At 69.5% G+C, this 22170-nt stretch carries 19 protein-coding genes and 6 tRNA genes; 11 read left to right on the plus strand and 14 right to left on the minus strand.

Annotation, left to right across the window (positions count from 1 at the left end):
• Nucleotides 1-21: 21 nt before the first annotated feature.
• The 5 genes from ABEA82_RS13470 to ABEA82_RS13490 form a co-directional block, all read right to left on the minus strand.
• Nucleotides 22-825, minus strand: a complete 804-nt coding sequence (locus ABEA82_RS13470; RefSeq protein ID WP_345661642.1) for an ABC transporter permease — start codon at nucleotides 823-825, stop codon at nucleotides 22-24.
• Entirely contained in the window at nucleotides 822-1793 is a 972-nt protein-coding gene (locus ABEA82_RS13475) for an ABC transporter ATP-binding protein (protein ID WP_345661643.1), read from the minus strand. Before ABEA82_RS13475 ends, ABEA82_RS13470 begins: the two co-directional genes overlap by 4 nt.
• A gap of 151 nt (nucleotides 1794-1944) precedes the next feature.
• A tRNA-Gly gene (locus tag ABEA82_RS13480) sits at nucleotides 1945-2017 on the minus strand.
• 83 nt (nucleotides 2018-2100) lie between these two features.
• Nucleotides 2101-2172: transfer RNA gene (locus ABEA82_RS13485), tRNA-Gly, on the minus strand.
• 135 nt (nucleotides 2173-2307) lie between these two features.
• Entirely contained in the window at nucleotides 2308-2625 is a 318-nt protein-coding gene (locus ABEA82_RS13490) for a histone-like nucleoid-structuring protein Lsr2 (RefSeq protein WP_345661724.1), read from the minus strand.
• Nucleotides 2626-2949: 324 nt separating this feature from the next.
• Between ABEA82_RS13490 and purS the strand changes: the two genes are divergently transcribed.
• The 7 genes from purS (at nucleotide 2950) to purM (ending at nucleotide 10590) form a co-directional block, all read left to right on the plus strand.
• Nucleotides 2950-3213, plus strand: coding sequence for a phosphoribosylformylglycinamidine synthase subunit PurS (purS, locus tag ABEA82_RS13495; protein ID WP_030251612.1), 264 nt, complete (start codon nucleotides 2950-2952; stop codon nucleotides 3211-3213).
• Entirely contained in the window at nucleotides 3210-3890 is a 681-nt protein-coding gene (gene purQ / locus ABEA82_RS13500; protein ID WP_345661644.1) for a phosphoribosylformylglycinamidine synthase subunit PurQ, read from the plus strand. Before purS ends, purQ begins: the two co-directional genes overlap by 4 nt.
• Complete coding sequence (purL, locus tag ABEA82_RS13505) at nucleotides 3887-6145, plus strand: phosphoribosylformylglycinamidine synthase subunit PurL (protein ID WP_345661645.1); 2259 nt, start codon at nucleotides 3887-3889, stop codon at nucleotides 6143-6145. The genes purQ and purL overlap by 4 nt, the downstream gene beginning before the upstream one ends.
• 120 nt (nucleotides 6146-6265) lie before the next feature.
• Nucleotides 6266-7063 carry a maleylpyruvate isomerase family mycothiol-dependent enzyme gene (locus ABEA82_RS13510; RefSeq protein WP_345661646.1) on the plus strand — a complete coding sequence of 266 codons (798 nt, stop codon included), beginning with the start codon at nucleotides 6266-6268 and terminating at the stop codon, nucleotides 7061-7063.
• A 37-nt stretch (nucleotides 7064-7100) separates the two neighbouring features.
• Nucleotides 7101-7874 (plus strand): META domain-containing protein, encoded by a 774-nt coding sequence (locus tag ABEA82_RS13515; protein ID WP_345661647.1) that lies wholly within the window; start codon nucleotides 7101-7103, stop codon nucleotides 7872-7874.
• A 62-nt stretch (nucleotides 7875-7936) separates the two neighbouring features.
• Entirely contained in the window at nucleotides 7937-9466 is a 1530-nt protein-coding gene (gene purF, locus ABEA82_RS13520) for an amidophosphoribosyltransferase (RefSeq protein WP_345661648.1), read from the plus strand.
• A 44-nt stretch (nucleotides 9467-9510) separates the two neighbouring features.
• Nucleotides 9511-10590: a phosphoribosylformylglycinamidine cyclo-ligase gene (purM, locus tag ABEA82_RS13525; protein WP_345661649.1), complete on the plus strand. Its 1080-nt coding sequence runs from the start codon at nucleotides 9511-9513 to the stop codon at nucleotides 10588-10590.
• Nucleotides 10591-10683: 93 nt separating this feature from the next.
• Here purM and ABEA82_RS13530 read toward each other — a convergent pair whose 3' ends face one another.
• Both ABEA82_RS13530 and ABEA82_RS13535 read right to left on the minus strand, forming a co-directional pair.
• Nucleotides 10684-10935 (minus strand): DUF3073 domain-containing protein, encoded by a 252-nt coding sequence (locus ABEA82_RS13530; protein ID WP_345661650.1) that lies wholly within the window; start codon nucleotides 10933-10935, stop codon nucleotides 10684-10686.
• A gap of 309 nt (nucleotides 10936-11244) precedes the next feature.
• Nucleotides 11245-12351: a Leu/Phe/Val dehydrogenase gene (locus tag ABEA82_RS13535; RefSeq protein ID WP_345661651.1), complete on the minus strand. Its 1107-nt coding sequence runs from the start codon at nucleotides 12349-12351 to the stop codon at nucleotides 11245-11247.
• A gap of 222 nt (nucleotides 12352-12573) precedes the next feature.
• On the opposite strand from ABEA82_RS13535, the gene ABEA82_RS13540 reads away from it, so the two are divergent.
• Both ABEA82_RS13540 and bldC read left to right on the plus strand, forming a co-directional pair.
• Nucleotides 12574-13419, plus strand: coding sequence for a DUF8083 family protein (locus tag ABEA82_RS13540; protein ID WP_345661652.1), 846 nt, complete (start codon nucleotides 12574-12576; stop codon nucleotides 13417-13419).
• Nucleotides 13420-14017: 598 nt separating this feature from the next.
• A complete protein-coding gene (bldC, locus tag ABEA82_RS13545; RefSeq protein ID WP_003949541.1) occupies nucleotides 14018-14224 on the plus strand; it encodes a developmental transcriptional regulator BldC in 207 nt (68 codons plus the stop codon).
• 464 nt (nucleotides 14225-14688) lie between these two features.
• Here the strand turns inward: bldC and ABEA82_RS13550 are convergent, their stop codons facing one another.
• The 3 genes from ABEA82_RS13550 to hrpA form a co-directional block, all read right to left on the minus strand.
• Entirely contained in the window at nucleotides 14689-14880 is a 192-nt protein-coding gene (locus ABEA82_RS13550; protein ID WP_345661653.1) for a DUF6274 family protein, read from the minus strand.
• A 239-nt stretch (nucleotides 14881-15119) separates the two neighbouring features.
• Nucleotides 15120-15194: transfer RNA gene (locus ABEA82_RS13555), tRNA-Asp, on the minus strand.
• A gap of 93 nt (nucleotides 15195-15287) precedes the next feature.
• Nucleotides 15288-19256 carry an ATP-dependent RNA helicase HrpA gene (gene hrpA / locus ABEA82_RS13560; RefSeq protein ID WP_345661654.1) on the minus strand — a complete coding sequence of 1323 codons (3969 nt, stop codon included), beginning with the start codon at nucleotides 19254-19256 and terminating at the stop codon, nucleotides 15288-15290.
• Nucleotides 19257-19449: 193 nt separating this feature from the next.
• On the opposite strand from hrpA, the gene ABEA82_RS13565 reads away from it, so the two are divergent.
• Nucleotides 19450-19638 carry a hypothetical protein gene (locus ABEA82_RS13565; protein ID WP_345661655.1) on the plus strand — a complete coding sequence of 63 codons (189 nt, stop codon included), beginning with the start codon at nucleotides 19450-19452 and terminating at the stop codon, nucleotides 19636-19638.
• A 67-nt stretch (nucleotides 19639-19705) separates the two neighbouring features.
• On the opposite strand, the gene ABEA82_RS13570 is transcribed toward ABEA82_RS13565, so the two are convergent.
• From ABEA82_RS13570 to ABEA82_RS13585, 4 genes are all read right to left on the minus strand, one after another.
• Nucleotides 19706-19779, minus strand: a tRNA-Phe gene (locus ABEA82_RS13570).
• A 24-nt stretch (nucleotides 19780-19803) separates the two neighbouring features.
• Nucleotides 19804-19878, minus strand: a tRNA-Asp gene (locus tag ABEA82_RS13575).
• Between the two features lie 35 nt (nucleotides 19879-19913).
• Nucleotides 19914-19986: transfer RNA gene (locus ABEA82_RS13580), tRNA-Glu, on the minus strand.
• Nucleotides 19987-20066: 80 nt separating this feature from the next.
• Nucleotides 20067-21671, minus strand: a complete 1605-nt coding sequence (locus tag ABEA82_RS13585) for a metallophosphoesterase family protein (RefSeq protein ID WP_345661656.1) — start codon at nucleotides 21669-21671, stop codon at nucleotides 20067-20069.
• 83 nt (nucleotides 21672-21754) lie between these two features.
• On the opposite strand from ABEA82_RS13585, the gene ABEA82_RS13590 reads away from it, so the two are divergent.
• Nucleotides 21755-22105, plus strand: a complete 351-nt coding sequence (locus tag ABEA82_RS13590) for a metallopeptidase family protein (protein WP_345661657.1) — start codon at nucleotides 21755-21757, stop codon at nucleotides 22103-22105.
• Nucleotides 22106-22170 lie beyond the last annotated feature (65 nt).

Genomic DNA, 22170 nt, shown 5'->3' on the forward strand with positions numbered 1-22170 from the left:
CCCGCCCCTCCCCCTCCGGTCTCAGCGCCGCGGTTCCCAGCGGAACCGCCGCTGTACAGCAAACACGGCGATGGCGATCCAGGCCACCGCGGTGGCGACGGCGCCCAGTGCGTCGGAGGCGGACAGGTCTCCGGTCCAGCCGCCGCGCACCAGGCTGACGACGGGCGTCAGCGGCAGCAGTTCGCAGACGGAGGCCAGCTTGTCCGGCAGCAGCTCCAGCGGGATGAACATGCCGGAGCCCATCATCGAGACGAGCATCAGGGGCATCGGTGTGGCCTGGGCGCTCTCGCCGGTCCGGGTGAAGGCCGCGGTGGCCGCGGCGAGGGCGGCACACAGCACCAGCCCCAACAGCACGCCGGCGACGACCATGTGGGGCGCCGACGGCGCGGACAGGTCCAGCAGCGTGGTGCAGGCCGCCGTCAGCACCAGGCACTGCACGAGCCCGGTGAGGACGGCGGGCAGCGCGGAACCGGCCAGGATCTCGAAGTCCCGCAGCTCACCGGTGCGCAGCCGCTTGAGGACGAGTTCCTCGCGCCGGACGACGTAGCTGCCGACGAGCACCGAGTAGACGGCGAAGAGCAGGGAGAAGCCGATCGAGGCGGGGAGCACCAGGGTGCCGGTGTTCAGCCCGGCTCCGGCGAGGTCCATGTCCTTGGCCGCCGCCCGCACGCTGACCGGCATCACCAGCGGCACGAACACGGCGGCGACCAGCGCGCCCTTGGTCCGTCCGAGGAGGGTCAGTTCGGCGCGCGCCAGAGCCGTCATCCGGCTCAGCGCAGTGGTCGCCGCCGATGCCGGGCGGGCTGTCGTGTGGGTGGCGCTCATGCCGCGTACTCCTTCGCGTTCGTGCCGGTGGTCCGCTCGGCGGAGACCTCCTTGGCGATCCCGAGGAACGCCTCCTCCAGGGAGGCCGACCGCACGTCCAGGCGGCGCAGTTCGACCCGGGCCTGTGCGGCCCACGTCAGCAGTCCGGTGGCCGTCCGCTGCAGTTCGCGGGTGCGCAGCCGGACGATCCGGCCGTCGGTGTCGTGCCCGCCCACGCCCAGCTCGTCGAGCGGCGGGAGGTCGCCGACGAAGTAGCCCTCGGGGAGCTCGAAGGAGATCCGCGACGGCTGTGCGGCGGTCACCTCGGCCGGTGTGCCGGTGGCGGCGATCCGGCCCTCGTGCATGATCGCGAGGCGGTCGGCGAGGTACTCCGCCTCCTCCAGGTAGTGCGTGGTCAGCAGCACCGTCGTACCGCCGTCGCGCAGTGCGCTCACCAACTCCCAGGTGTCCCGGCGGCCTTCGGCGTCCAGGCCGGTGGACGGTTCGTCGAGGAAGAGCACCTCGGGGTCGCCGAGCAGCGCGAGCGCCAGGTCCAGGCGGCGCTTCTGGCCGCCGGACAGCTGCTTCACCCGGACGCGGGCCTTCGACTCCAGGCCGACCAGTGCCAGCACCTCGGCCGGAGGCCGGGCCCCGCTCACACAGCCCGCCCACATGCGCGCGGTCTCCGCGACGGTCAGCTCGGACGGAAAGCCGCCTTCCTGGAGCATCACGCCGGTGCGGGGCCGTACGAGGGCCCGCTCGGTGTACGGGTCGTGCCCGAGGACCCGCACCCGGCCGTCCGCGGGTGCCGCGAGGCCCTCCAGCAGTTCGACGGTCGACGTCTTTCCCGCGCCGTTGGTGCCCAGCAGGGCGAAGATCTCTCCGCGCCGTACGGAGAAGTCGATTCCGCGTACCGCCTCGAACCCGCCCCCGTAGACACGTCGCAGGTCAGTGACCTCAATCACGTGTTCGTGTTCGTTCGTCTCCATGCCTTCAGCGTCCCGGCCCGCCGGGGCCGGTTGCAGTGCGCGCTGTCATCACTCGGCATGACAAATGTCAGACGGACGCCCGAAGACATCCGAGGGACGCTCGGCGGACACGAAAAGACCCCGGTCCATCAGGACCGGGGTCTCATTCCCGAGCGGACGACGAGGTTCGAACTCGCGACCTCAACCTTGGCAAGGTTGCGCTCTACCAACTGAGCTACGTCCGCATTTTTGCCCCCGACCAGCTTTCACTGGCCGGTGCGAGCACCAGCCTACCTGATCCACAAGCGTGGTCGGTACGGCGGTGCAGAGCGGGTGACAGGAATCGCACACTGCGCCTTCCCCCTGGAAGGGGGATGTTCTACTACTGAACTACACCCGCATGTTTCCGTGAGCTGGGCCTTTCGGCTTCGCCCCTCGGCGTGCTCCAGACTCTAACTGATCAGCAGGGGTGCTGCGCAAGTCGGTTGCCGCGAGGGGCGGGTGACCGGCCGTGGGGCCCGGGCTCACCGGGCCGTCACTGCGCGGCGGTGAACGCCTCGTAGACCTTCTTGGGGATGCGCCCGCGCGCGGGGACCTCCATCTTGTTGGCCTGGGCCCAGGCCCGTACGGCCGACGGGTCGGGGGCGACCTCCGTCTGCCGGTACGCCCGGCCCGAGCGGGACCGCTTGCGGCCGGCCTCCACGTAGGGCGCGAGCGCCTTCCGCAGTTCTCCGGCGTTGACTTCGCTCAGGTCGATCTCGTACGACCTGCCGTCCAGTCCGAAGGCGATCGTTTCCGTCGCTTCCGAGCCGTCGATGTCGTCAAAGAGAGTGACCACGACCTTCTGCGCCACGAATATCGGTCCCTTCATGCGGCACTTTGCCAATTAGTTTGTACAGTGCCCGGCAATGCATTGTGAAGCCCGACTAAATCCTTCCGCGTGTCCAAAATCAAGGGGCGAGCGGAGCGACTTCGTTGGAAGCGTGGTGGCGGGAGACGGGTGGGCGCAATAGGTTTCGGGTATCGAGTCGGAATCTTTCCCGGAAATTCTCGTGTGTGCGCCCGTCGATGCCGGATCGTGATGACGGTCACGTAGATTCCTACAAGTCGACGCGCGTAGAAATTTTGTGCGGGTAGTCTGAAGGGACCTGCTCAGCACCACACACCGGGAGTGCCAGTGGCACGCGTCGTAGTCGACGTCATGCTCAAGCCGGAGATCCTCGACCCCCAGGGCCAGGCGGTGCAGCGCGCACTGCCGCGGCTGGGTTTCGACGGGATCTCGGACGTCCGCCAGGGAAAGCGTTTCGAACTGGAAGTTGACGGGCCGGTCGACGAGGCCGCCCTCGCCCGCATTCATGATCTTGCGGAGTCCTTCCTCGCGAACACCGTCATCGAGGACTTCACCGTCCGGGTCGAGGAAGTCGCGGAGGCCGTGAAGTGACCGCTCGTATTGGCGTCGTCACTTTCCCCGGCAGTCTGGACGACCGCGACACGCAGCGCGCGATCCGCGTCGCGGGCGCCGAACCGGTCGCCCTGTGGCACAAGGACAAGGACCTCAAGCAGGTCGACGCCGTGGTGCTGTGCGGTGGTTTCTCCTACGGCGACTATCTGCGCGCCGGCGCCATCGCCCGTTTCTCGCCGGTGATGGAGCCCCTGCTGGAGCAGGCGAAGGCCGGTCTGCCGGTGCTCGGCATCTGCAACGGCTTCCAGATCCTCACCGAGGCCCACCTGCTGCCCGGCACGATGCTGCGCAACGACCACCTGCACTTCATCTGCCGTGACCAGAAGCTGCGGGTGGAGAACGCCGAGACCGCCTGGACCACCGACTACGCGGCCGGCCAGGAGATCCACATCCCGCTGAAGAACAACGACGGGCAGTACGTGGCCGACGCGTACACGCTCGACGAGCTGGAGGCCGAGGGCCGGGTCGCCTTCCGGTACCTGGACTTCAACCCCAACGGTTCGCAGCGGGACATCGCCGGCGTCACCAACGCGGCCGGCAACGTGGTCGGCCTCATGCCGCACCCCGAGCACGCCGTGGAGCCGCTGATCGGCACCGGCCGCACCGACGGTCTCCCGTTCTTCACCTCGATCCTCAAGAAGCTGGTCAACGCATGAGCCGGACGCCTCTGGACACGGTCGAACACGCGGCCGCGACCCCCGACGTCGAGCTGCCCTGGGCCGAACTGGGCCTGAAGAAGGACGAGTACGAGCGCGTGGTCGAGATCCTCGGCCGCCGCCCCACGGGCGCCGAGCTCGCCATGTACTCGGTGATGTGGTCGGAGCACTGCTCGTACAAGAGCAGCAAGGTCCACCTGCGCCAGTTCGGCGAGAAGGCCCCCCAGTCCGACGCGATGCTCGTCGGCATCGGCGAGAACGCCGGTGTCGTGGACGTCGGCCAGGGCTATGCGGTCACCTTCAAGGTCGAGTCGCACAACCACCCGTCGTACGTCGAGCCCTACCAGGGCGCGGCCACCGGTGTCGGCGGCATCGTCCGCGACATCATCGCCATGGGCGCCCGCCCGGTCGCGGTCGTCGACCCACTGCGGTTCGGCGCGGCCGACCACCCCGACACCAAGCGCGTCCTCCCGGGTGTCGTCGCCGGCATCGGCGGCTACGGCAACTGCCTGGGCCTGCCCAACATCGGCGGCGAGGTCGTCTTCGACGCCTGCTACCAGGGCAACCCGCTGGTCAACGCCGGTGCCATCGGTGTCATGCGGCACGAGGACATCCACCTCGCGAAGGCGTCCGGCGCGGGCAACAAGGTCATCCTGTACGGGGCCCGGACCGGCGGCGACGGCATCGGCGGCGCGTCGATCCTCGCCTCGGAGACCTTCGACGACGCCAAGCCGTCGAAGCGCCCGGCCGTGCAGGTCGGCGACCCCTTCCAGGAGAAGCTCCTCATCGAGTGCACCCTGGAGGCCTTCGCCGAGAAGCTCGTCGTCGGCATCCAGGACCTCGGCGCCGCCGGTCTGTCCTGCGCCACCTCCGAGCTCGCCTCCAACGGCTCCGGCGGCATGCGCGTCACCCTGGACGACGTCCCCCTGCGCGACTCCACGCTCTCGCCCGAGGAGATCCTCATGAGCGAGTCGCAGGAGCGCATGTGCGCTGTCGTCGAGCCGGAGAAGGTCGACCGCTTCCTGGAGATCTGCGAGAAGTGGGACGTCATCGCCACCGTCATCGGTGAGGTGACCGACGGCGACCGCCTGGAGATCTACTGGCACGGCGGCAAGATCGTCGACGTCGACCCGCGCACGGTCGCCCACGAGGGCCCGGTCTACGAGCGCCCGTACGCCCGTCCCGACTGGCAGGACACCCTCCAGGCCGACGACGCGAACAAGCTGCCGCGCCCGCAGACGTCCGAGGAGCTGAAGGACCAGGTCCTGAAGCTGGTCGGCTCCCCGAACCAGGCCTCCAAGTCCTGGATCACCTCCCAGTACGACCACTTCGTGCAGGGCAACACGGTCCTCGCCCAGCCCGAGGACTCCGGCATGATCCGGATCGACGAGGAGACCGGCCTCGGCGTGGCCATCGCGACGGACGGCAACGGCCGGTACGCGAAGCTGGACCCGTACCACGGCGCCCAGCTGGCCCTGGCGGAGGCGTACCGCAACGTCGCCACCACCGGCGCCAAGCCGCTCGCCGTGTCCGACTGCCTGAACTTCGGCTCGCCCGAGGACCCCGCGGTGATGTGGCAGTTCGCGGAGGCCGTGCGCGGTCTGGCGGACGCGTGTCAGCAGCTGGGCACCCCGGTGACCGGCGGCAACGTCTCGCTCTACAACCAGACGGGCGAGGCGGCCATCCACCCGACCCCGGTGGTCGCGGTCCTCGGCGTCATCGACGACGTGGCCCGCCGCACCCCGGTCGCCTTCCAGGAGGAGGGCCAGCTGCTCTACCTCCTCGGCGACACGCGTGAGGAGTTCGGCGGTTCGGCCTGGTCCCAGGTCGTCCACGACCATCTGGGCGGGATGCCGCCGCAGGTGGACCTGGAGCGTGAGCGGCTGCTCGCCGAGATCCTGATCTCCGCCTCCCGCGACGGCATGATCGACTCCGCGCACGACCTGTCCGACGGCGGTCTGATCCAGGCCGTGGTCGAGTCGGCGCTGCTCGGGGAGAAGGGCGCCCGCCTGATCGTCCCGGACGGTCTGGACGCCTTCACCTTCCTCTTCTCCGAGTCGGCGGGCCGTGCGGTCGTCGCCGTGCCGCGGTCGGAGGAGGTCCGCTTCAACGACATGTGCGGGGCGCGGGGCCTCCCGGCCACCCGTATCGGTGTCGTGGACGGTGACTCCGTGGACGTCCAGGGCGAGTTCGCGCTCTCCCTGGCCGAGCTGCGTGAGAAGCACGAGGCGACGATCCCGGCGCTGCTGGCGTAGCCGCCGAGGCAGTTCGACGACGAGGCCCCGCACGGTGACGTGCGGGGCCTGTCCGTGCAGGTCGCCCTCACGAGGAGACCTTCGAGAAGCCCTCCGGAGCCGCCGTCCTAGGCTGACCCCATGCCACCGGCCAAGAAGCGCACCCGTAGTTACGACCCCGCCAAGATCCGCGCGGCCGTGCTCGCCCAGTTCGGGAACATACGGGCCGCCGTGGCCACCCTGACGCCCGAGCAGCTCGCCCTGCCCACGCGCCTCGGCGACTGGACCGTGCGAGACCTGGCCGCGCACTGCGCCATGGCCCTGGACGCCGTGGACCGGCTGCTCGAGGAGCCGGAACCCGCGGCGCAGGACGCCCGCCTGCTCGACTGGCCGTTCGCCATCGCCGCCGACGCCCCCGCCATCGCCGACACGGCCCGCCGCCTGGCCGAGGAACACCAGGACCTCGACGCCCACCTCACCGGCGCCGAGCACCGCTTCACGGCGAACCTCGACGCGCACCCAGCGGGCCGGCTGCTCCCCACCAGCGCCGGCGCCCTCCCCCTCGCCGACTACGTCGTCACCCGGACCGTCGAACTCGTCGTCCACACCGACGACCTCGACGCCGCCGTCCCCGGCCTGGACATCGGCTACGACCGTCAGGCCCTGGCCGCCTGCACCCGGCTGCTCGCCGACGCGCTGGCCGCGAAGGCGCCCGGCGGCTCCACCGAGGTGCGGGTGCCGCCGTACGCGGTGGTGCAGTGCGTGGCGGGGCCGAGGCACACCCGCGGCACCCCGCCCAGCGTCGTCGAGACGGACCCGCTCACCTGGATCCGGCTGGCGACCGGGCGGCTGACCTGGCAGCAGGCGCTCCAGGACGCCGAGGTCAGCGCGAGCGGCGAGCGCGCGGACCTGTCGGCCTACCTGCCGCTGATGACATAAGGGGAACCGATCCCCCCGGGTGCCCCGTCGAAGCGGCATGGACAGGCAGAAGCAGCGCATCACCCTGACGGCCGCCGCCATGCTCGTCCCGGTCGTGGCGGCCTGCGGCAGTGAGAAGGCGGACGGCGGAAGCACCTCGGTCGGTGCCGGGAAGCCGGTGACCGGCGTGCGGTGGAACGTGGACAGCGTCACCGCCGACGGCAGGACCCAGAAGGCCCCGACCGGCGCCCACGTGACCATCGACAAGGGCCGGGCCGAGGGCAGCTTCGGCTGCAACAACTTCGGCGCCGAGGCCACCGTCGACGGCGACCGCGTAAGGCTCAGCAAGACCCGGGCCACGGAGATGGCCTGCGAGAACAAGCCCATGGAGTTCGAGCAGACCCTCGCGCGCACGCTCTCCGACCAGGAGTTCAGGGCCCGGGTGGCCGGCGACCGCCTCACCCTCACCACCGAGCGCGGCGACACCGTCCGCCTGACCAAGGCCGGGGACACCCCGCTGAGCGGCACCAGGTGGACCGTCACGACCCCGCGCACCGACGGCCGCGCCCACCTCACCTTCGACGCGAAGAAGGGCACCGTCTCCGGCAGCCTCGGCTGCAACAAGGTGAACGCCGAGGCCACCGTGCGCGACGGCGATATCACCCTGGGCCCCGCGGCCACGACCCGAATGATGTGCGAAGACTCACTCATGGCCGACGAGAAGACCCTGCTGCGACTTTTCGACGGGAAGCTGAAGTACGAAGTCGATCACCGCACCCTCACGCTGACCAGCCAAAACGGCACGAGCGTGCGAGCCGTCGCCGAGCAGTGAGCCACGAAAAGTCCGGAATCCCCAATTCGGACCAGTGGTCGACCTCGCCTACACTCGGTGGCGTGCCACGTGGTGACGGACGACTCAACCACGACCTGCTCCCCGGTGAGAAGGGCCCCCAGGACGCTTGTGGCGTCTTCGGTGTCTGGGCTCCGGGCGAAGAGGTCGCCAAGCTCACGTACTTCGGGCTCTACGCCCTCCAGCATCGAGGCCAGGAATCCGCGGGAATCGCGGTCAGCAACGGCTCACAGATCCTCGTCTTCAAGGACATGGGCCTGGTCTCCCAGGTCTTCGACGAGACCTCCCTCGGTTCGCTCCAGGGTCACATCGCGGTCGGTCACGCCCGCTACTCGACCACCGGTGCGTCCGTATGGGAGAACGCCCAGCCGACGTTCCGTGCCACCGGGCACGGCTCCATCGCGCTCGGCCACAACGGCAACCTCGTCAACACCGCCCAGCTCGCCGAGATGGTCGCCGACCTGCCCAAGCAGGAGGGCGGCCGGACGCCGCGCGTGGCGGCCACCAACGACACCGACCTGCTGACCGCCCTCCTCGCGGCCCAGACGGACGAGGACGGCAAGCCGCTGACCATCGAAGAGGCCGCTCACACGGTCCTTCCGCAGGTCAAGGGCGCCTTCTCGCTCGTCTTCATGGACGAGCACACCCTGTACGCGGCCCGCGACCCGCAGGGCATCCGCCCGCTGGTCCTCGGCCGGCTGGAGCGCGGCTGGGTCGTCGCCTCCGAGTCCGCGGCCCTCGACATCTGCGGCGCCAGCTTCGTCCGCGAGATCGAGCCGGGCGAGTTCGTCGCCATCGACGAGAACGGCCTGCGCAGCTCCCGATTCGCGGACGCGAAGCCCAAGGGCTGCGTCTTCGAGTACGTGTACCTGGCCCGCCCGGACACCGACATCGCCGGCCGGAACGTCTACCTCTCCCGCGTGGAGATGGGCCGCCGCCTGGCGAAGGAGGCCCCGGCCGAGGCCGACCTGGTCATAGCGACCCCGGAATCGGGCACCCCGGCCGCCATCGGCTACGCGGAGGCCTCCGGCATCCCCTTCGGCAACGGCCTGGTGAAGAACGCCTACGTCGGCCGCACGTTCATCCAGCCCTCGCAGACCATCCGCCAGCTGGGCATCCGCCTGAAGCTGAACCCGCTGAAGGAAGTCATCAAGGGCAAGCGCCTGGTCGTCGTCGACGACTCGATCGTGCGCGGCAACACCCAGCGGGCCCTGGTCCGCATGCTCCGCGAGGCGGGCGCCGCCGAGGTCCACATCCGGATCTCCTCGCCGCCCGTGAAGTGGCCCTGCTTCTTCGGCATCGACTTCGCCACCCGCGCCGAGCTCATCGCCAACGGCATGACCGTCGACGAGATCGGCACCTCGATGGGCGCCGACTCCCTGGCGTACATCTCCATCGACGGCATGATCGAGGCGACCACCATCGCCAAGCCGAACCTCTGCCGTGCCTGCTTCGACGGCGAGTACCCGATGGACCTCCCGGACCCCGAGCTGCTCGGCAAGCAGCTCCTGGAGACCGAGCTGGCCGCCGGCCCGGCCGCCACGGCCGCAGCCGACGCGATCCGCCGCCCGTAGTCAGCCCGTATCACCTGCCGTACGACACGAAAGCTCTCACAGCCATGTCTGAGAACCCCAGTGCCGAGGGCGGCGCCAGCTACGCAGCCGCGGGCGTCGACATCGAGGCCGGCGACCGCGCCGTCGAGCTGATGAAGGAGTGGGTGAAGAAAGCCCAGCGCCCCGAGGTCCTCGGCGGCCTCGGCGGCTTCGCCGGACTCTTCGACGCCTCCGCCCTGAAGAACTACGAGCGGCCCCTGCTCGCCTCCGCCACGGACGGCGTCGGCACCAAGGTCGACATCGCCCGGCAGATGGGCGTCTACGACTCCATCGGCCACGACCTGGTCGCCATGGTCATGGACGACATCGTGGTGTGCGGCGCCGAGCCGCTGTTCATGACCGACTACATCTGTGTCGGCAAGGTCCACCCCGAGCGGGTCGCCGCCATCGTCAAGGGCATCGCGGAAGGCTGTGTGCTGGCCGGCTGCGCCCTGGTCGGCGGTGAGACGGCCGAGCACCCGGGTCTGCTGGGCGAGGACGACTTCGATGTCGCCGGCGCCGGTACGGGCGTCGTGGAGGCCGACCGGCTGCTCGGCGCGGATCGTATCCGGACGGGTGACGCGGTGATCGCCATGGCGTCCTCCGGTCTTCACTCGAACGGGTACTCCCTCGTCCGGCACGTCCTGCTGAAGCAGGCCGGTCTCGCCCTGGACGCCCACATCGACGAGCTCGGCCGCAGCCTCGGCGAGGAGCTGCTGGAGCCCACCAAGATCTACTCGCTGGACTGCCTGGCCCTGATGCGCACCACCGAGGTGCACGCCTTCAGCCACGTCACCGGCGGCGGGCTCGCGGCCAACCTGGCCCGGGTCATCCCCGACGAGCTGCACGCCATCGTCGACCGCTCCACCTGGACCCCGGGGCCGATCTTCGACCTCGTCGGGCGGACGGGCGACGTCGAGCGCCTGGAGCTGGAGAAGACCCTGAACATGGGCGTCGGCATGATCGCGATCGTGCCGCAGGAGTCCGTGGACGTGGCCCTGGCGACCCTGGCCGACCGCGGCGTGGACGCCTGGGTGGCCGGAGAGATCACGGACCGGGGCGAGCACACCACCGGTGCCGCCCTGATCGGTGACTACGCCAACTGAGGTGACTGAGCCCGCGGGGCCGTAACCCCGCGGGCAGCACAGAACCCGGTCGGTGACCTTCAGCCACCGACCGGGTGAATGCTCAGTGCAGGGTCAAGCGCCGCGACGGTGTTGCGAGGACTGGCCGTCCTCGTCTTCGTCGTCGTCCTCATAGAGGTCGGCGTACCGTGCGTACAGGTCCTCGTCCTGATCATCGTCTTCGAACGGCTCGCCGTTAGGCGGCTGCGGATTCGAAGGCGATGCACCCAGCTCCTCGGCCAGGCGTGAGAGGTCAGTCCCACCGCTGTTGTACTTCAGCTGGCGGGCGACCTTCGTCTGCTTGGCCTTGGCCCGGCCGCGCCCCATGGCTCGACCCCCTCAACGACGGGGCTCGACGGCCCCAGAGTCTTGACACGCGTTCATGGTCCGGCACGGACTCTCCGCAGAGAGACCGGTCCGTAGGGCTTCCACGGTACCTGAGCCCGCGCCCATACGGTACGTCGCCCGCATGACGTGCCCGCGCCCAGGACCTTCGAGGCGCCCCGTCCTCGCTGGTCAACCGCGATTTTAACCACTTATCGGCGGTCGACCCGCCGGTAGAAGTGAGAGTTCTCTCTAACTGCCCACCGACGGGTACCGGCCAAACGTACGAGGGCCCCGCGGATGCGGTCCGTGTCAGCGCGTCCGGCGCGCCCGCGCGGCGTCGTGCATCCGCTGCTCGGCGATCCGGTCGGCCGCGGCGGCCGGCGGAATGCCGTCCTCCTTCGCACGTGCGAATATGGCCAGCGTGGTGTCGAAGATCTTCGCCGCCTTCGCCTTGCACCGCTCGAAGTCGAAGCCGTGCAGCTCGTCGGCGACCTGGATGACCCCGCCCGCGTTCACCACGTAGTCCGGCGCGTAGAGGATCCCGCGGTCGGCGAGGTCCTTCTCGACGCCCGGGTGGGCGAGCTGGTTGTTGGCGGCGCCGCAGACCACCTTGGCGGTGAGCGCCGGCACCGTGTCGTCGTTCAGGGCACCGCCGAGCGCGCACGGGGCGTAGATGTCGAGGCCCTCGGCGCGGATCAGGGTGGCGGTGTCGGCGACGGCCGTGACGCCCGTCGGATGGGCCGCGAGGATCCGGCCCACGGCCTCCTCGCGCACGTCCGTGACGACGACCTCGGCGCCCTCCGCCCGCAGGTGCTCCACCAGGTGGTGGCCGACCTTGCCGACGCCGGCGATGCCGACTCGCTTCCCGCGCAGCGAGGGGTCGCCCCACAGGTGCTGCGCGGAGGCCCGCATGCCCTGGTAGACGCCGTAGGCGGTGAGGACGGAGGAGTCACCGGCGCCGCCGTTCTCGGGGGAGCGCCCGGTGGTCCAGCGGCACTCGCGGGCCACGACGTCCATGTCGGCGACGTACGTGCCGACGTCGCAGGCGGTGACGTACCGGCCGCCGAGCGAGGCGACGAACCGGCCGTAGGCGAGGAGCAGCTCCTCGCTCTTGATCGTGTCCGGGTCGCCGATGATCACGGCCTTGCCGCCGCCGTGGTCGAGACCGGCCATAGCGTTCTTGTACGACATCCCGCGGGCGAGGTTCAGCGCGTCGGCGACGGCCTCCGCCTCGTTCGCGTACGGGTAGAAGCGCGTACCGCCGAGCGCGGGGCCCAGCGCGGTGGAGTGGAGGGCGATGACGGCCTTGAGGCCGCTCGCGCGGTCCTGGCAGAGCACGACTTGCTCATGACCCCCCTGGTCCGAGTGGAACAGGGTGTGCAGTACATCAGCAGGCGCGCCGGTTACGTCGGTCACTGTGGTGACTCCTGAGTAGGTGCGGCGGGTGGAGACAAGCTCCCGTGCGGGTGGCGGGAACTGTTGAGCATGAGATTAGGGCCTGGCCGCCCCGCCGGCCGCACAGTGCTCAGGATCACCTCCGACTGGAGTACACCCGTGCGACGATTTGCATAGATTTCCCGCGCGTTTGTGAGTGGGTTCCGCAGGTTTTCCCGTCGGAGCGCGGGGGAGGGAGCAGGCGTGCCCAAGGTGTCCTCGGTGATCGTCCCCTACGCGACCTACCTGCGCGTGTACGAACCGCTGGCCGCCTTCCCCGAGCCGGAGCGCAGCCAGTGGGACCGTTACGCCCGCCGTCCGGACCGTCCCTCGTACCAGGACGAACTCCGCCGCGCGCTCGCCGACTTGGCGCCCACCCCGCCGGTCCCGGTGCCGGTGCACGAGAGCGAGGACGCGTTCGTGCTCGAGATCGACGGCGTCGTCTGCGTCTGCCCCTGGCGCACCCGGCTGCGCGGCTGGCTGGCCCTGGACGAGCTCTCCGAGGAGCTCCCGCCGCCGGTCATGGACGCGGTGCTGCCGCCCGTCCTGCGGCGTCAGGCCGCCCAGGACTACGAGCGCTGGCTGGCGATCAACCCGGACGCCCGGCCGTGGATCCGCACGGCGACCTGGCAGGTGCCGATCAACTGGTTCGTGCTCGTCTCCGACGAGGAGCGCGAGTACGACAAGGGCGACAGCGCGGGCAGCCCGCCGGTGCTGCGCTACCGCACGCCCATGGTCCAGGCCCGGCGGCGCGTGGCCCGGGGCCTGCGGGCCCTGAAGGAGGCCATGGACGAGGGGCCGCTGATCGACGGCTTGGTGGACGTCGGGCGCTGGCTGGAGGAGTTCCACCCGCGCTCGCTCGTGGAGCTGGACTACGGCGGCCTGGTGCACGCCCTGCCGGCCGGGGCGCTGGAGGAGGACCATTCGGCGGCGGACGTGGCCGAGGGCATCGCCGCGCTGCGCCGGGGTGACGGGACGGCGGCGGGCGCGGCGTACGCCCGGCTCGTGGAGCGGTGGCGTTCCGTACGGGATCTTCGCTCGGCGAACTGACCTCTGACCTTCGGCTCCTACGGAACGCTCCCGGTCGGTCACGAACTGACGTTTGACGTACCGCCCGTTTTGGGGTTTCGTCCTCGCACCGATGTTCCTGAAGTGCGCCCTCCGTTCGCTGAGGCCTCGTCAACATCGGACGTAGGTCCCGATCCGGGCGTACCTCTCAAGTAGGCCAAGCGTGACGGAGTACACGTACGCGGCCCTTGCGCCCCTTGCCCCTCCTCATGCCAAAATAGGACAAGGAGTCCGGGGAGGGCTCCTTCCGTCCCGTTGCGTTGCAGTGTGGGCGGAATCTCAGCATTGCACGCTTTGGGGGGTCTGGTGCCTCCTGATCGCCCTGTGACTGATCGTCACAGCGGCGTGACTGTCCGCTATGGCATGGTCCATCGGCTTCCGTCGCTGATGAACACCTGGGAGGGCAATTCCATCGGTTTGGCCGACGCGGCTGGACAGATGGTGTAGTTGTAGTGCCGAGGACAAGCCGTTCGTCCTATAACCGACTCGACTCGCGTCCGCCATTTCGGGCAACGCGGGTCAAGGTGCAGAATTTAGAGGAAAGAACCGAGAAGGTTCGGTTCTCCCGAGGAGGCCGCTCATGACCGCTCGCACCCCTGATGCCGAGCCGCTGCTGACCCCGGCTGAGGTCGCCACCATGTTCCGCGTCGACCCCAAGACGGTCACGCGGTGGGCGAAGGCCGGCAAGCTCACGTCGATCCGCACGCTCGGCGGGCATCGCCGCTACCGCGAGGCAGAGGTCCGCGCTCTGCTCGCGGGCATTCCGCAGCAGCGCAGCGAAGCCTGAACAACTGAATAACCGGGCAAACCGGCTGGTTCCCCCAACTGGCCGAGGCGTTCGGAACCACAGCTCCAAGCGACGCGGGTCCTGCCCCAACAGGCCCCTCGCCCACGCAAGTCAGAGCTACTCAGACACATAACAGGGTGCGTCGTCGGTCGCGCTGGACTCCGCCGGGTCCAGCGCGATCTTTTTTGTGCGTCGACCGTCCGTCTGCCGACGGGCTGTGAGCGGCCTTGTCGGAGTCTGGGGGAGGGTGTCGGATCCTCTGTGCGCGGCACCGCGGTGAGGGTGCAATTGCACATATTAAATTGACCCGTTGTAGGCGGGGTGTAAGTACCGCACTTTCCAAAACTCATGCCGTGACACCCGTCACATACCAAGCGGCTTGTTAGCGTCGACGGCGGTGCGGTAGAGGGGCTTCCGGTCTCCAGCGACCCACGTGTGGGCGGGTGTTGGGGCCGGCCCCCCGGTCACGCCCGGGCCGGGCTCTCGTCCTCCATGACCTCCTCGGAGGCCTGTGCGGCGCGGGGGGTGGATTCCATCGCCAGGCGCAGCAGGTAGTGGCAGATCGGGCAGTGACGGGTGAGATGCCGGTACGACGACGCGGCCGCCAGGTGGGCGCGGAGCAGGGCTCGCGTCTCGTGCTTGGCCGATGCCGCCATACGCCACCTCCAGGGGGCCACACGGGGAGCGGTCCTGGTTTCTGGGTACCGAGCGAATGAAACCCCGTCAAGACGGCGCGAGGGCCCGGGAGGGGCACACTGAGCGCCGGGCAGGGGTGTGGTGGTGGGGGATGAGGGCTGGGGCCCGGCCGTAGAAGAGCCGCGACGTAGAGAGGCCGGGGCGCAGAAGAGCCGGGACGCAGAAGAGCCCGGATCCGAAGATCCGGGCTCTCTCGCTGCGGTCCTGACGGGATTTGAACCCGCGGCCTCCACCTTGACAGGGTGGCGAGCACTCCAAACTGCTCCACAGGACCAGGTTTCGCGGCGCGATTCGTGCGTTGCGCTGCGAGAAGAGACTGTACAGGAGGGTGGGCGGCTGGTCGAACTCACCCTGCGTGCCCGTGCCGTTACGGCGCCACCGCGTCGATCGCCTTCACGATCCGCTTGTCGGAGACGGGGTACGCCGTGCCCAGCGCGTGGGCGAAGTAGCTCACCCGGAGCTCCTCGATCATCCAGCGGATGTCGAGGACGGCCGACGGGACCGGCCGGCCCTGCGGCATCTGCTCCAGGAGCCAGGCGTACTCGTCCTGCATCTCGTGGATCTTCTGCATCCGCGTCGTGTCCCGCTGGACGTTCGTCGGCATCTGCTGCAGACGGCGGTCGGCCGCGACCAGGTAGCGCATGAGGTCCGGCAGCCGACGCAGCCCCGCCGCCGTCACGAAGCCCGGCTTCACCAGGGCGTCCAGCTGCCCCCGCACGTCCTGGAGGTTCGGCAGCAGCGCGGGGCTGCGTACGGCCTTCAGACGGCGCTCACAGGCCTGCCAGGCGGCCAGCACCTGCTGCACCTGCCCCACCGTACGGACGGTCGTGTCGACGATCTCGGCGCGCACCTTGTCGTACAGCTTGCGGTACGACTCCTCGTCCCACGCCGGCCCGCCGAAGTCCGCGATCAGCTGGTCGGCCGCCGCCATGGCACAGTCGTCGAACAGCGCCTGGATGGAGCCGTGCGGATTCGAGGACAGTGCCAGCTTCTGCGCGTTCGTCAGCTTCTCGGAGGCGAACTTCGCCGGGTTCACCGGGATGTTGCGCAGGATCAGGCGGCGGGTGCCCTTCCACATGGCCTGCGCCTGTTCCGCCTCCGTGTCGAAGAGGCGTACGGATACGGTGTCGCCGTCGTCGACCAGCGCCGGATACGCCTTCACCGGCTGCCCGGCCCGCCGCGTCTCGAAGACACGGGTGAGCGTGCCGATCGTCCAGTCGGTGAGGCCCTTGCGCTCCAGCGACTCGCCGCCCTGGCGTTCCGCGGTGGCCGCGGCCGCCTGGGACAGGGCCTTGCGGGCCTTCGGCCGCAGCCGCAGCTTGAGCGCCTCCAGGTCCTTGTCCTCCGCCAGCTTCCGCCGCCGCTCGTCGACGATCCGGAACGTGACCCGCAGATGGTCGGGGACCTTGGCCCAGTCGAAGTCGTCCGCCTCGAAGGGCACGCCGACCATGCGCCGCAGCTCGCGGTTCATGGTCGTGGTCAGGGGCTCCTGGAGGGGCACCGCCTTGTCCAGGAACGCCTTCGCGTAGTTCGGGGCCGGGACGTAGTTCCGGCGGATCGGCTTCGGCAGGGACCGGATCAGCTCCGTCACCAGCTCCTCCCGCAGGCCCGGGATCTGCCAGTCGAAGCCCTCATCCGTGACCTGGTTGAGGACCTGGAGCGGGATGTGCACGGTCACGCCGTCGGCGTCCGCGCCCGGCTCGAACTGGTACGTCACTCGGAACTTGAGGTTCCCCTGGCGCCAGGTGTCCGGATAGTCGGCCTTGGTGACCTCGCCCGCCTTCTCGTTGATGAGCATCTCGCGCTCGAAGTCGAGGAAGTCGGGCTGCTCGTGCCGCTTGCGCTTCCACCAGGAGTCGAAGTGCGCGCCGGAGACGACGTGTTCGGGGATCCGCTGGTCGTAGAAGTCGAACAGCGTCTCGTCGTCGACCAGGATGTCCCGGCGCCGGGCCCGGTGCTCCAGCTCCTCGACCTCGGTGAGGAGCCTGCGGTTGTCCGAGAAGAACTTGTGGTGCGTGCGCCAGTCCCCTTCGACCAGCGCGTTCCGGATGAACAGCTCGCGGCTGACCTCCGGGTCGATCCGGCCGTAGTTGACCTTCCGCTGCGCCACGATCGGCACGCCGTACAGCGTGACCTTCTCGTACGCCATCACCGCGGCCTGGTCCTTCTCCCAGTGCGGTTCGCTGTAGGTGCGCTTGACGAGGTGCTGGGCGAGGGGCTCGACCCAGTCGGGCTCGATCTTGGCGTTGACGCGGGCCCAGAGGCGGGAGGTCTCGACGAGTTCGGCGGACATCACGAAGCGCGGGGGCTTCTTGAAGAGGGCCGAGCCGGGGAAGACCGCGAACTTGGCGTTCCGCGCGCCCAGGTACTCGTTCTTCGCTGTGTTCTTCCCGCCCTCCCCCCCGGCGTTCTTCACGTCCTTCATGCCGACGTGGGACAGCAGGCCCGCGAGGAGGGAGACGTGGATGCGGTCGGCCGGGGCGTCGTCCTCGTTGAGGTGGATGCCCATCTGCTTCGCGACCGTGCGCAACTGGGAGTAGATGTCCTGCCATTCGCGGATGCGAAGGAAGTTGAGGTACTCCTGCTTGCACATCCGGCGGAAGGAGGACGAACCCCGTTCCTTCTGCTGCTCGCGGAGGTAGCGCCAGAGGTTGAGGAAGGCCAGGAAGTCGCTGGTCTCGTCCTTGAACCGGGCGTGCTGCTGGTCGGCCTGGGTCTGCTTGTCGGCGGGGCGTTCCCGCGGGTCCTGGATGGAGAGCGCGGCGGCTATGACCATGACCTCGCGGACACAGCCGTTCCGGTCCGCCTCCAGGACCATCCGGGCCAGCCGCGGGTCGACGGGCAGCTGGGCGAGCTTGCGGCCGGTGTCCGTCAGCCGCTTGCGCGGGTCCTTCTGCGTGGGGTCGAGGGCGTTCAGCTCCTGAAGCAGCTGGACACCGTCACGGATGTTGCGGTGGTCCGGCGGGTCGATGAAGGGGAACTTCTCGATGTCGCCGAGGCCGGCCGCGGTCATCTGGAGGATGACGGAGGCGAGGTTCGTCCGGAGGATCTCCGCGTCCGTGAACTCCGGGCGGGCGTTGAAGTCGTCCTCGCTGTAGAGGCGGATGCAGATGCCGTCGGACGTACGGCCGCAGCGGCCCTTGCGCTGGTTGGCGCTGGCCTGCGAGACCGGCTCGATGGGCAGCCGCTGGACCTTGGTGCGGTGGCTGTAGCGGGAGATGCGCGCGAAGCCCGGGTCGATGACGTACTTGATGCCGGGCACGGTGAGGGACGTCTCGGCGACGTTCGTGGCCAGCACGATCCTGCGGCCGGTGTGCGGCTGGAAGACGCGGTGCTGTTCGGCGTGGGAGAGCCGGGCGTAGAGCGGCAGGATCTCGGTGAAGCGGTAGTTCTTCTTCGTGAGGGCGTCGGCCGTGTCGCGGATCTCACGCTCGCCGGAGAGGAAGACCAGGATGTCGCCCTTGCCCTCCTTCTGGAGCTCTTCCACGGCGTCGGTGATCGCGGTGATCTGGTCGCGGTCGGCGTCGTCGGAGTCCTCTTCGAGGAGCGGCCGGTAGCGGACCTCCACGGGGTAGGTCCGTCCGCTGACCTCGATGATCGGGGCGTCGCCGAAGTGCCGCGAGAAGCGCTCGGGGTCGATGGTCGCCGAGGTGATGACGACCTTGAGGTCGGGGCGCTTCGGCAGCAGCTGGGCGAGGTAGCCCAGCAGGAAGTCGATGTTGAGGGACCGCTCGTGGGCCTCGTCGATGATGATCGTGTCGTAGGCGCGCAGCTCGCGGTCGGTCTGGATCTCGGCGAGCAGGATGCCGTCCGTCATGAGCTTGACGAAGGTGGCGTCCGGGTCGACCTGGTCGGTGAAACGGACCTTCCAGCCGACGGCCTCGCCCAGCGGCGTGTCCAGTTCCTCCGCCACGCGCTCGGCGACGGTGCGGGCGGCGATCCGCCTCGGCTGCGTGTGCCCGATCATGCCGCGCACGCCCCGCCCCAGCTCCATGCAGATCTTGGGGATCTGGGTGGTCTTGCCGGAGCCGGTCTCACCGGCGACGATCACGACCTGGTGGTCGCGGATGGCGTCGGCGATCGCGTCCTTCTTCTGGCTGACCGGCAGCTGCTCGGGGTACGTGACCGCGGGCACCCGGGCCCGCCGGCCGGCCATCCGCTCCTCGCCCTTGACGACCTCGCCCTCGATCTCGGCGAGCACGGCGTCCCGGGCCTCCGGCTTACGGATCTTGCGCGCACCTTCGAGCCTGCGCCCGAGCCGGTGCGCGTCGCGCAGGGACAGCTCGGTCAGGCGGGAGGCGAGGGCGCCGAGTGCGGGGGCGGATTGCGTAGACATACGCCCCCCAGGATCTCATCCCCGGGAAATCCGTGGCGAACGCTTTTGTCTCGGCGGTGCGCGAGACGGGCGGCGGGGTCATGACGCGGGGCGCGGAGAGCTCGGCCGGGACGGCCGGATGATCACCGCGCCCGGCCGGCTCGACCCGCCTGAGAGGATGGCGCGGACCATCACACGAAAACGGGGGTCGAGCATGCTGGTGCTCATATTGTCGGTCGTCGTTCTGCTCCTCATCGGCGGCTGCGTCTGTGTCTTCTGGGCGGCCCGGGGCGACGCTCCTCGCTGGGCACGTGGTGTGGCCAAGGTGACGCTGCTCGGCAGCGAACTGGCCCGCAGCGCGAACCGTGGTTCCCGCTCACAGCGGAGCGACGGGGACGAGTAGTCGACCGACACGAGAACGGCCCCACCGAATATCTTCGGTGGGGCCGCATGCCCTGACAGGGCGGTTGTGGCTGGGGCCGGGGTCGAACCGGCGACCTTCCGCTTTTCAGGCGGACGCTCGTACCAACTGAGCTACCCAGCCACGAGGTTTCACGTGAAACCTCGGCGGTCCTGACGGGATTTGAACCCGCGGCCTCCACCTTGACAGGGTGGCGAGCACTCCAAACTGCTCCACAGGACCAAGCTTCGTACGACAGTGTCGCACAGGGTGGTGCGTGCCCCCAACGGGATTCGAACCCGTGCTACCGCCTTGAAAGGGCGGCGTCCTAGGCCGCTAGACGATGAGGGCTATCGGCCCGCCTGCGCGCTTCTCAGCGCGTCGGGGACGTGAGAAGCATATGGGATGGCGGGACCTATCGCCAAAACGGTTTACGGGGAGGGTGACGCGGTGCCCGTCGTCGGGGTGCTCGGGGGCGAGGTGCCCAGGGACGGAGCGCTCGGGGACGGGGACGCGCCCGGCTGGTTCTCCTCGGGCAGGTGGCGGCTGACCTCCGCGGTCGTGAGGCCGAGGCCGCCCAGTTCGATCTCGTCCCAGGCCTGGAGGTGCCGGGTGTCCCGGTCGAAGTAGAGGATCGACGCCTCGATGGGGTCCGGGTGCTTGCCCTCGATGGCGCGCAGGCCGCTGCCGCCCGTGGAGCCCTCGATGCGCAGGCGGGTGCCGTACTTCAGGACTTCCGTCTCGTCGTGGTGGAGGTGGCCGGCCAGGACCAGGGGAACCTCGCCGTCGACCTCGCGGGCGGCCGACGGCTCGTGGGCGACGGCGACGTCCACCGGGGTGCCGGCGGCGCTCTGGTCACGCAGGGCCGTGGCCAGGCGGGCGCCCGCGAATTCCTGGGACTGGCGGGCTCCGGGGGTCTTGGAGCGGTCGGGGGTGAACTGCGGGTCGCCGATGCCCGCGAAACGCAGGCCCTTGATCGTCTTCGCCCGGCCGTTGTCCAGGACGTGGACGTTCTTCAGGCCTTCCATGTGGTCCTGCGTGATCATCGAGTCGTGGTTGCCGCGCACCCAGACGTAGGGGGCCCCGAGGTCCTCGATGGGGTCCAGGAAGCCGTTCTCGGCGGCTGTGCCGTGGTCCATCGTGTCGCCGGAGTCGACGATGACGTCCACCTTGTACTGCTCCACGAGCGAGGCGATGATCTTCCAGCTCGCCGGGTTGAGGTGGATGTCGGAGACGTGCAGGACCCGGATGGTGGAGGGGTCGGGCGCGTAGGCGGGCAGGGTCGAGGTGGCGTCGTAGAGCTTGGTCACGTTGGTGACCAGGCGGGCCAACTCCTTCTGGTAGACGTCGAATTCCGTGACGATGTTGCGGGCGTTGCCGACCAGGGAGGGAGCCGAGGTGAGCAGGCCGGAGAACTTGGGCTCCAGGACGGAGTCGGGGCGCCAGGTGGCGTACGCCGTGCCGCCCGAGGCGGCGAGGAGCGTGAGGGCCAGACCTCCGGCGGCCAGGGCGCGGCGGGGGCGGCGGTAGACCGCGAGACCGAGCGCGGTGGCTCCGGCGACGACGGCGACGCCGGAGCGTACGGCCAGGTCGAGGGTGCCGCGGCCGACGTCCTCGGTGACCTCGTCCTGCAGTCCGGAGAGGCGTTCGGGGTGGTCGACGAGCGCCTGGGAGCGCTCCGGGTCGAGCTGGTCGACGTTCACGTCCAGCCGGACGGGGGCGACGTGGCTGTCCAGTTGGAGTGCGCCCAGCGGCGAGATGTTGATCTTGGTGCCGCCGGTGAAGGAGGGGCGCAGGGTCATGGTGGTGTTCATGGGGCCGACCGGGACCCGGACATTGCCCACCACGAGCAGGCCCAGCCAGGCGCCGAGTACGACGACGGCCACGAGCCCGGCCGCGCGGGCCCACGGGTGCGGCTGCGGCACGAGCGCGATCGTGGCCGGAGCCTGTCGGGAGCGGTACCGGCGGGCGAGGGCGCGCGGGGCCTTGCGGATCGGGTTCAGGACACTCAGGACAGCGGCGGGGACGCGGGCCATTGGTCCCGTATGCCCATGTGCCCGGCCGGATATGCGACGCCGGATGGCTCTCGTACGGGCGGGCCGTGGCCGACAATGGGCCTGTGCTGGAGATGACGCGCGAGGAGTTCGAGGAGCTGGTCGCCGAGGCGCTCGACCGGATTCCGCCGGAGCTGACCCGACTGATGGACAACGTGGCGGTGTTCGTCGAGGACGAGCCGCCGGCGGAGGACCCCGAGCTGCTCGGGCTGTACGAGGGGACTCCGCTGACCGACCGGGGTGAGTGGTACGCCGGTGTGCTGCCGGACCGGATCACCATCTACCGGAATCCGACCCTGCGGATGTGCGAGTCGCGGGAGGACGTCGTCGCCGAGACGGAAGTCACCGTGGTGCACGAGATCGCGCACCACTTCGGCATCGACGACGCGCGCCTTCACGCCCTGGGTTACGGCTGACCGTGATGTGAACGCGGGCGGCGTGTCCTCTTGCGGGCGGCGGGAGTTGGAGGTGTTGACTCCAT

Origin of the sequence: Streptomyces venetus, from assembly GCF_039540295.1 — a bacterium.
Taxonomy (GTDB): Bacteria; Actinomycetota; Actinomycetes; order Streptomycetales; family Streptomycetaceae; genus Streptomyces; species Streptomyces venetus.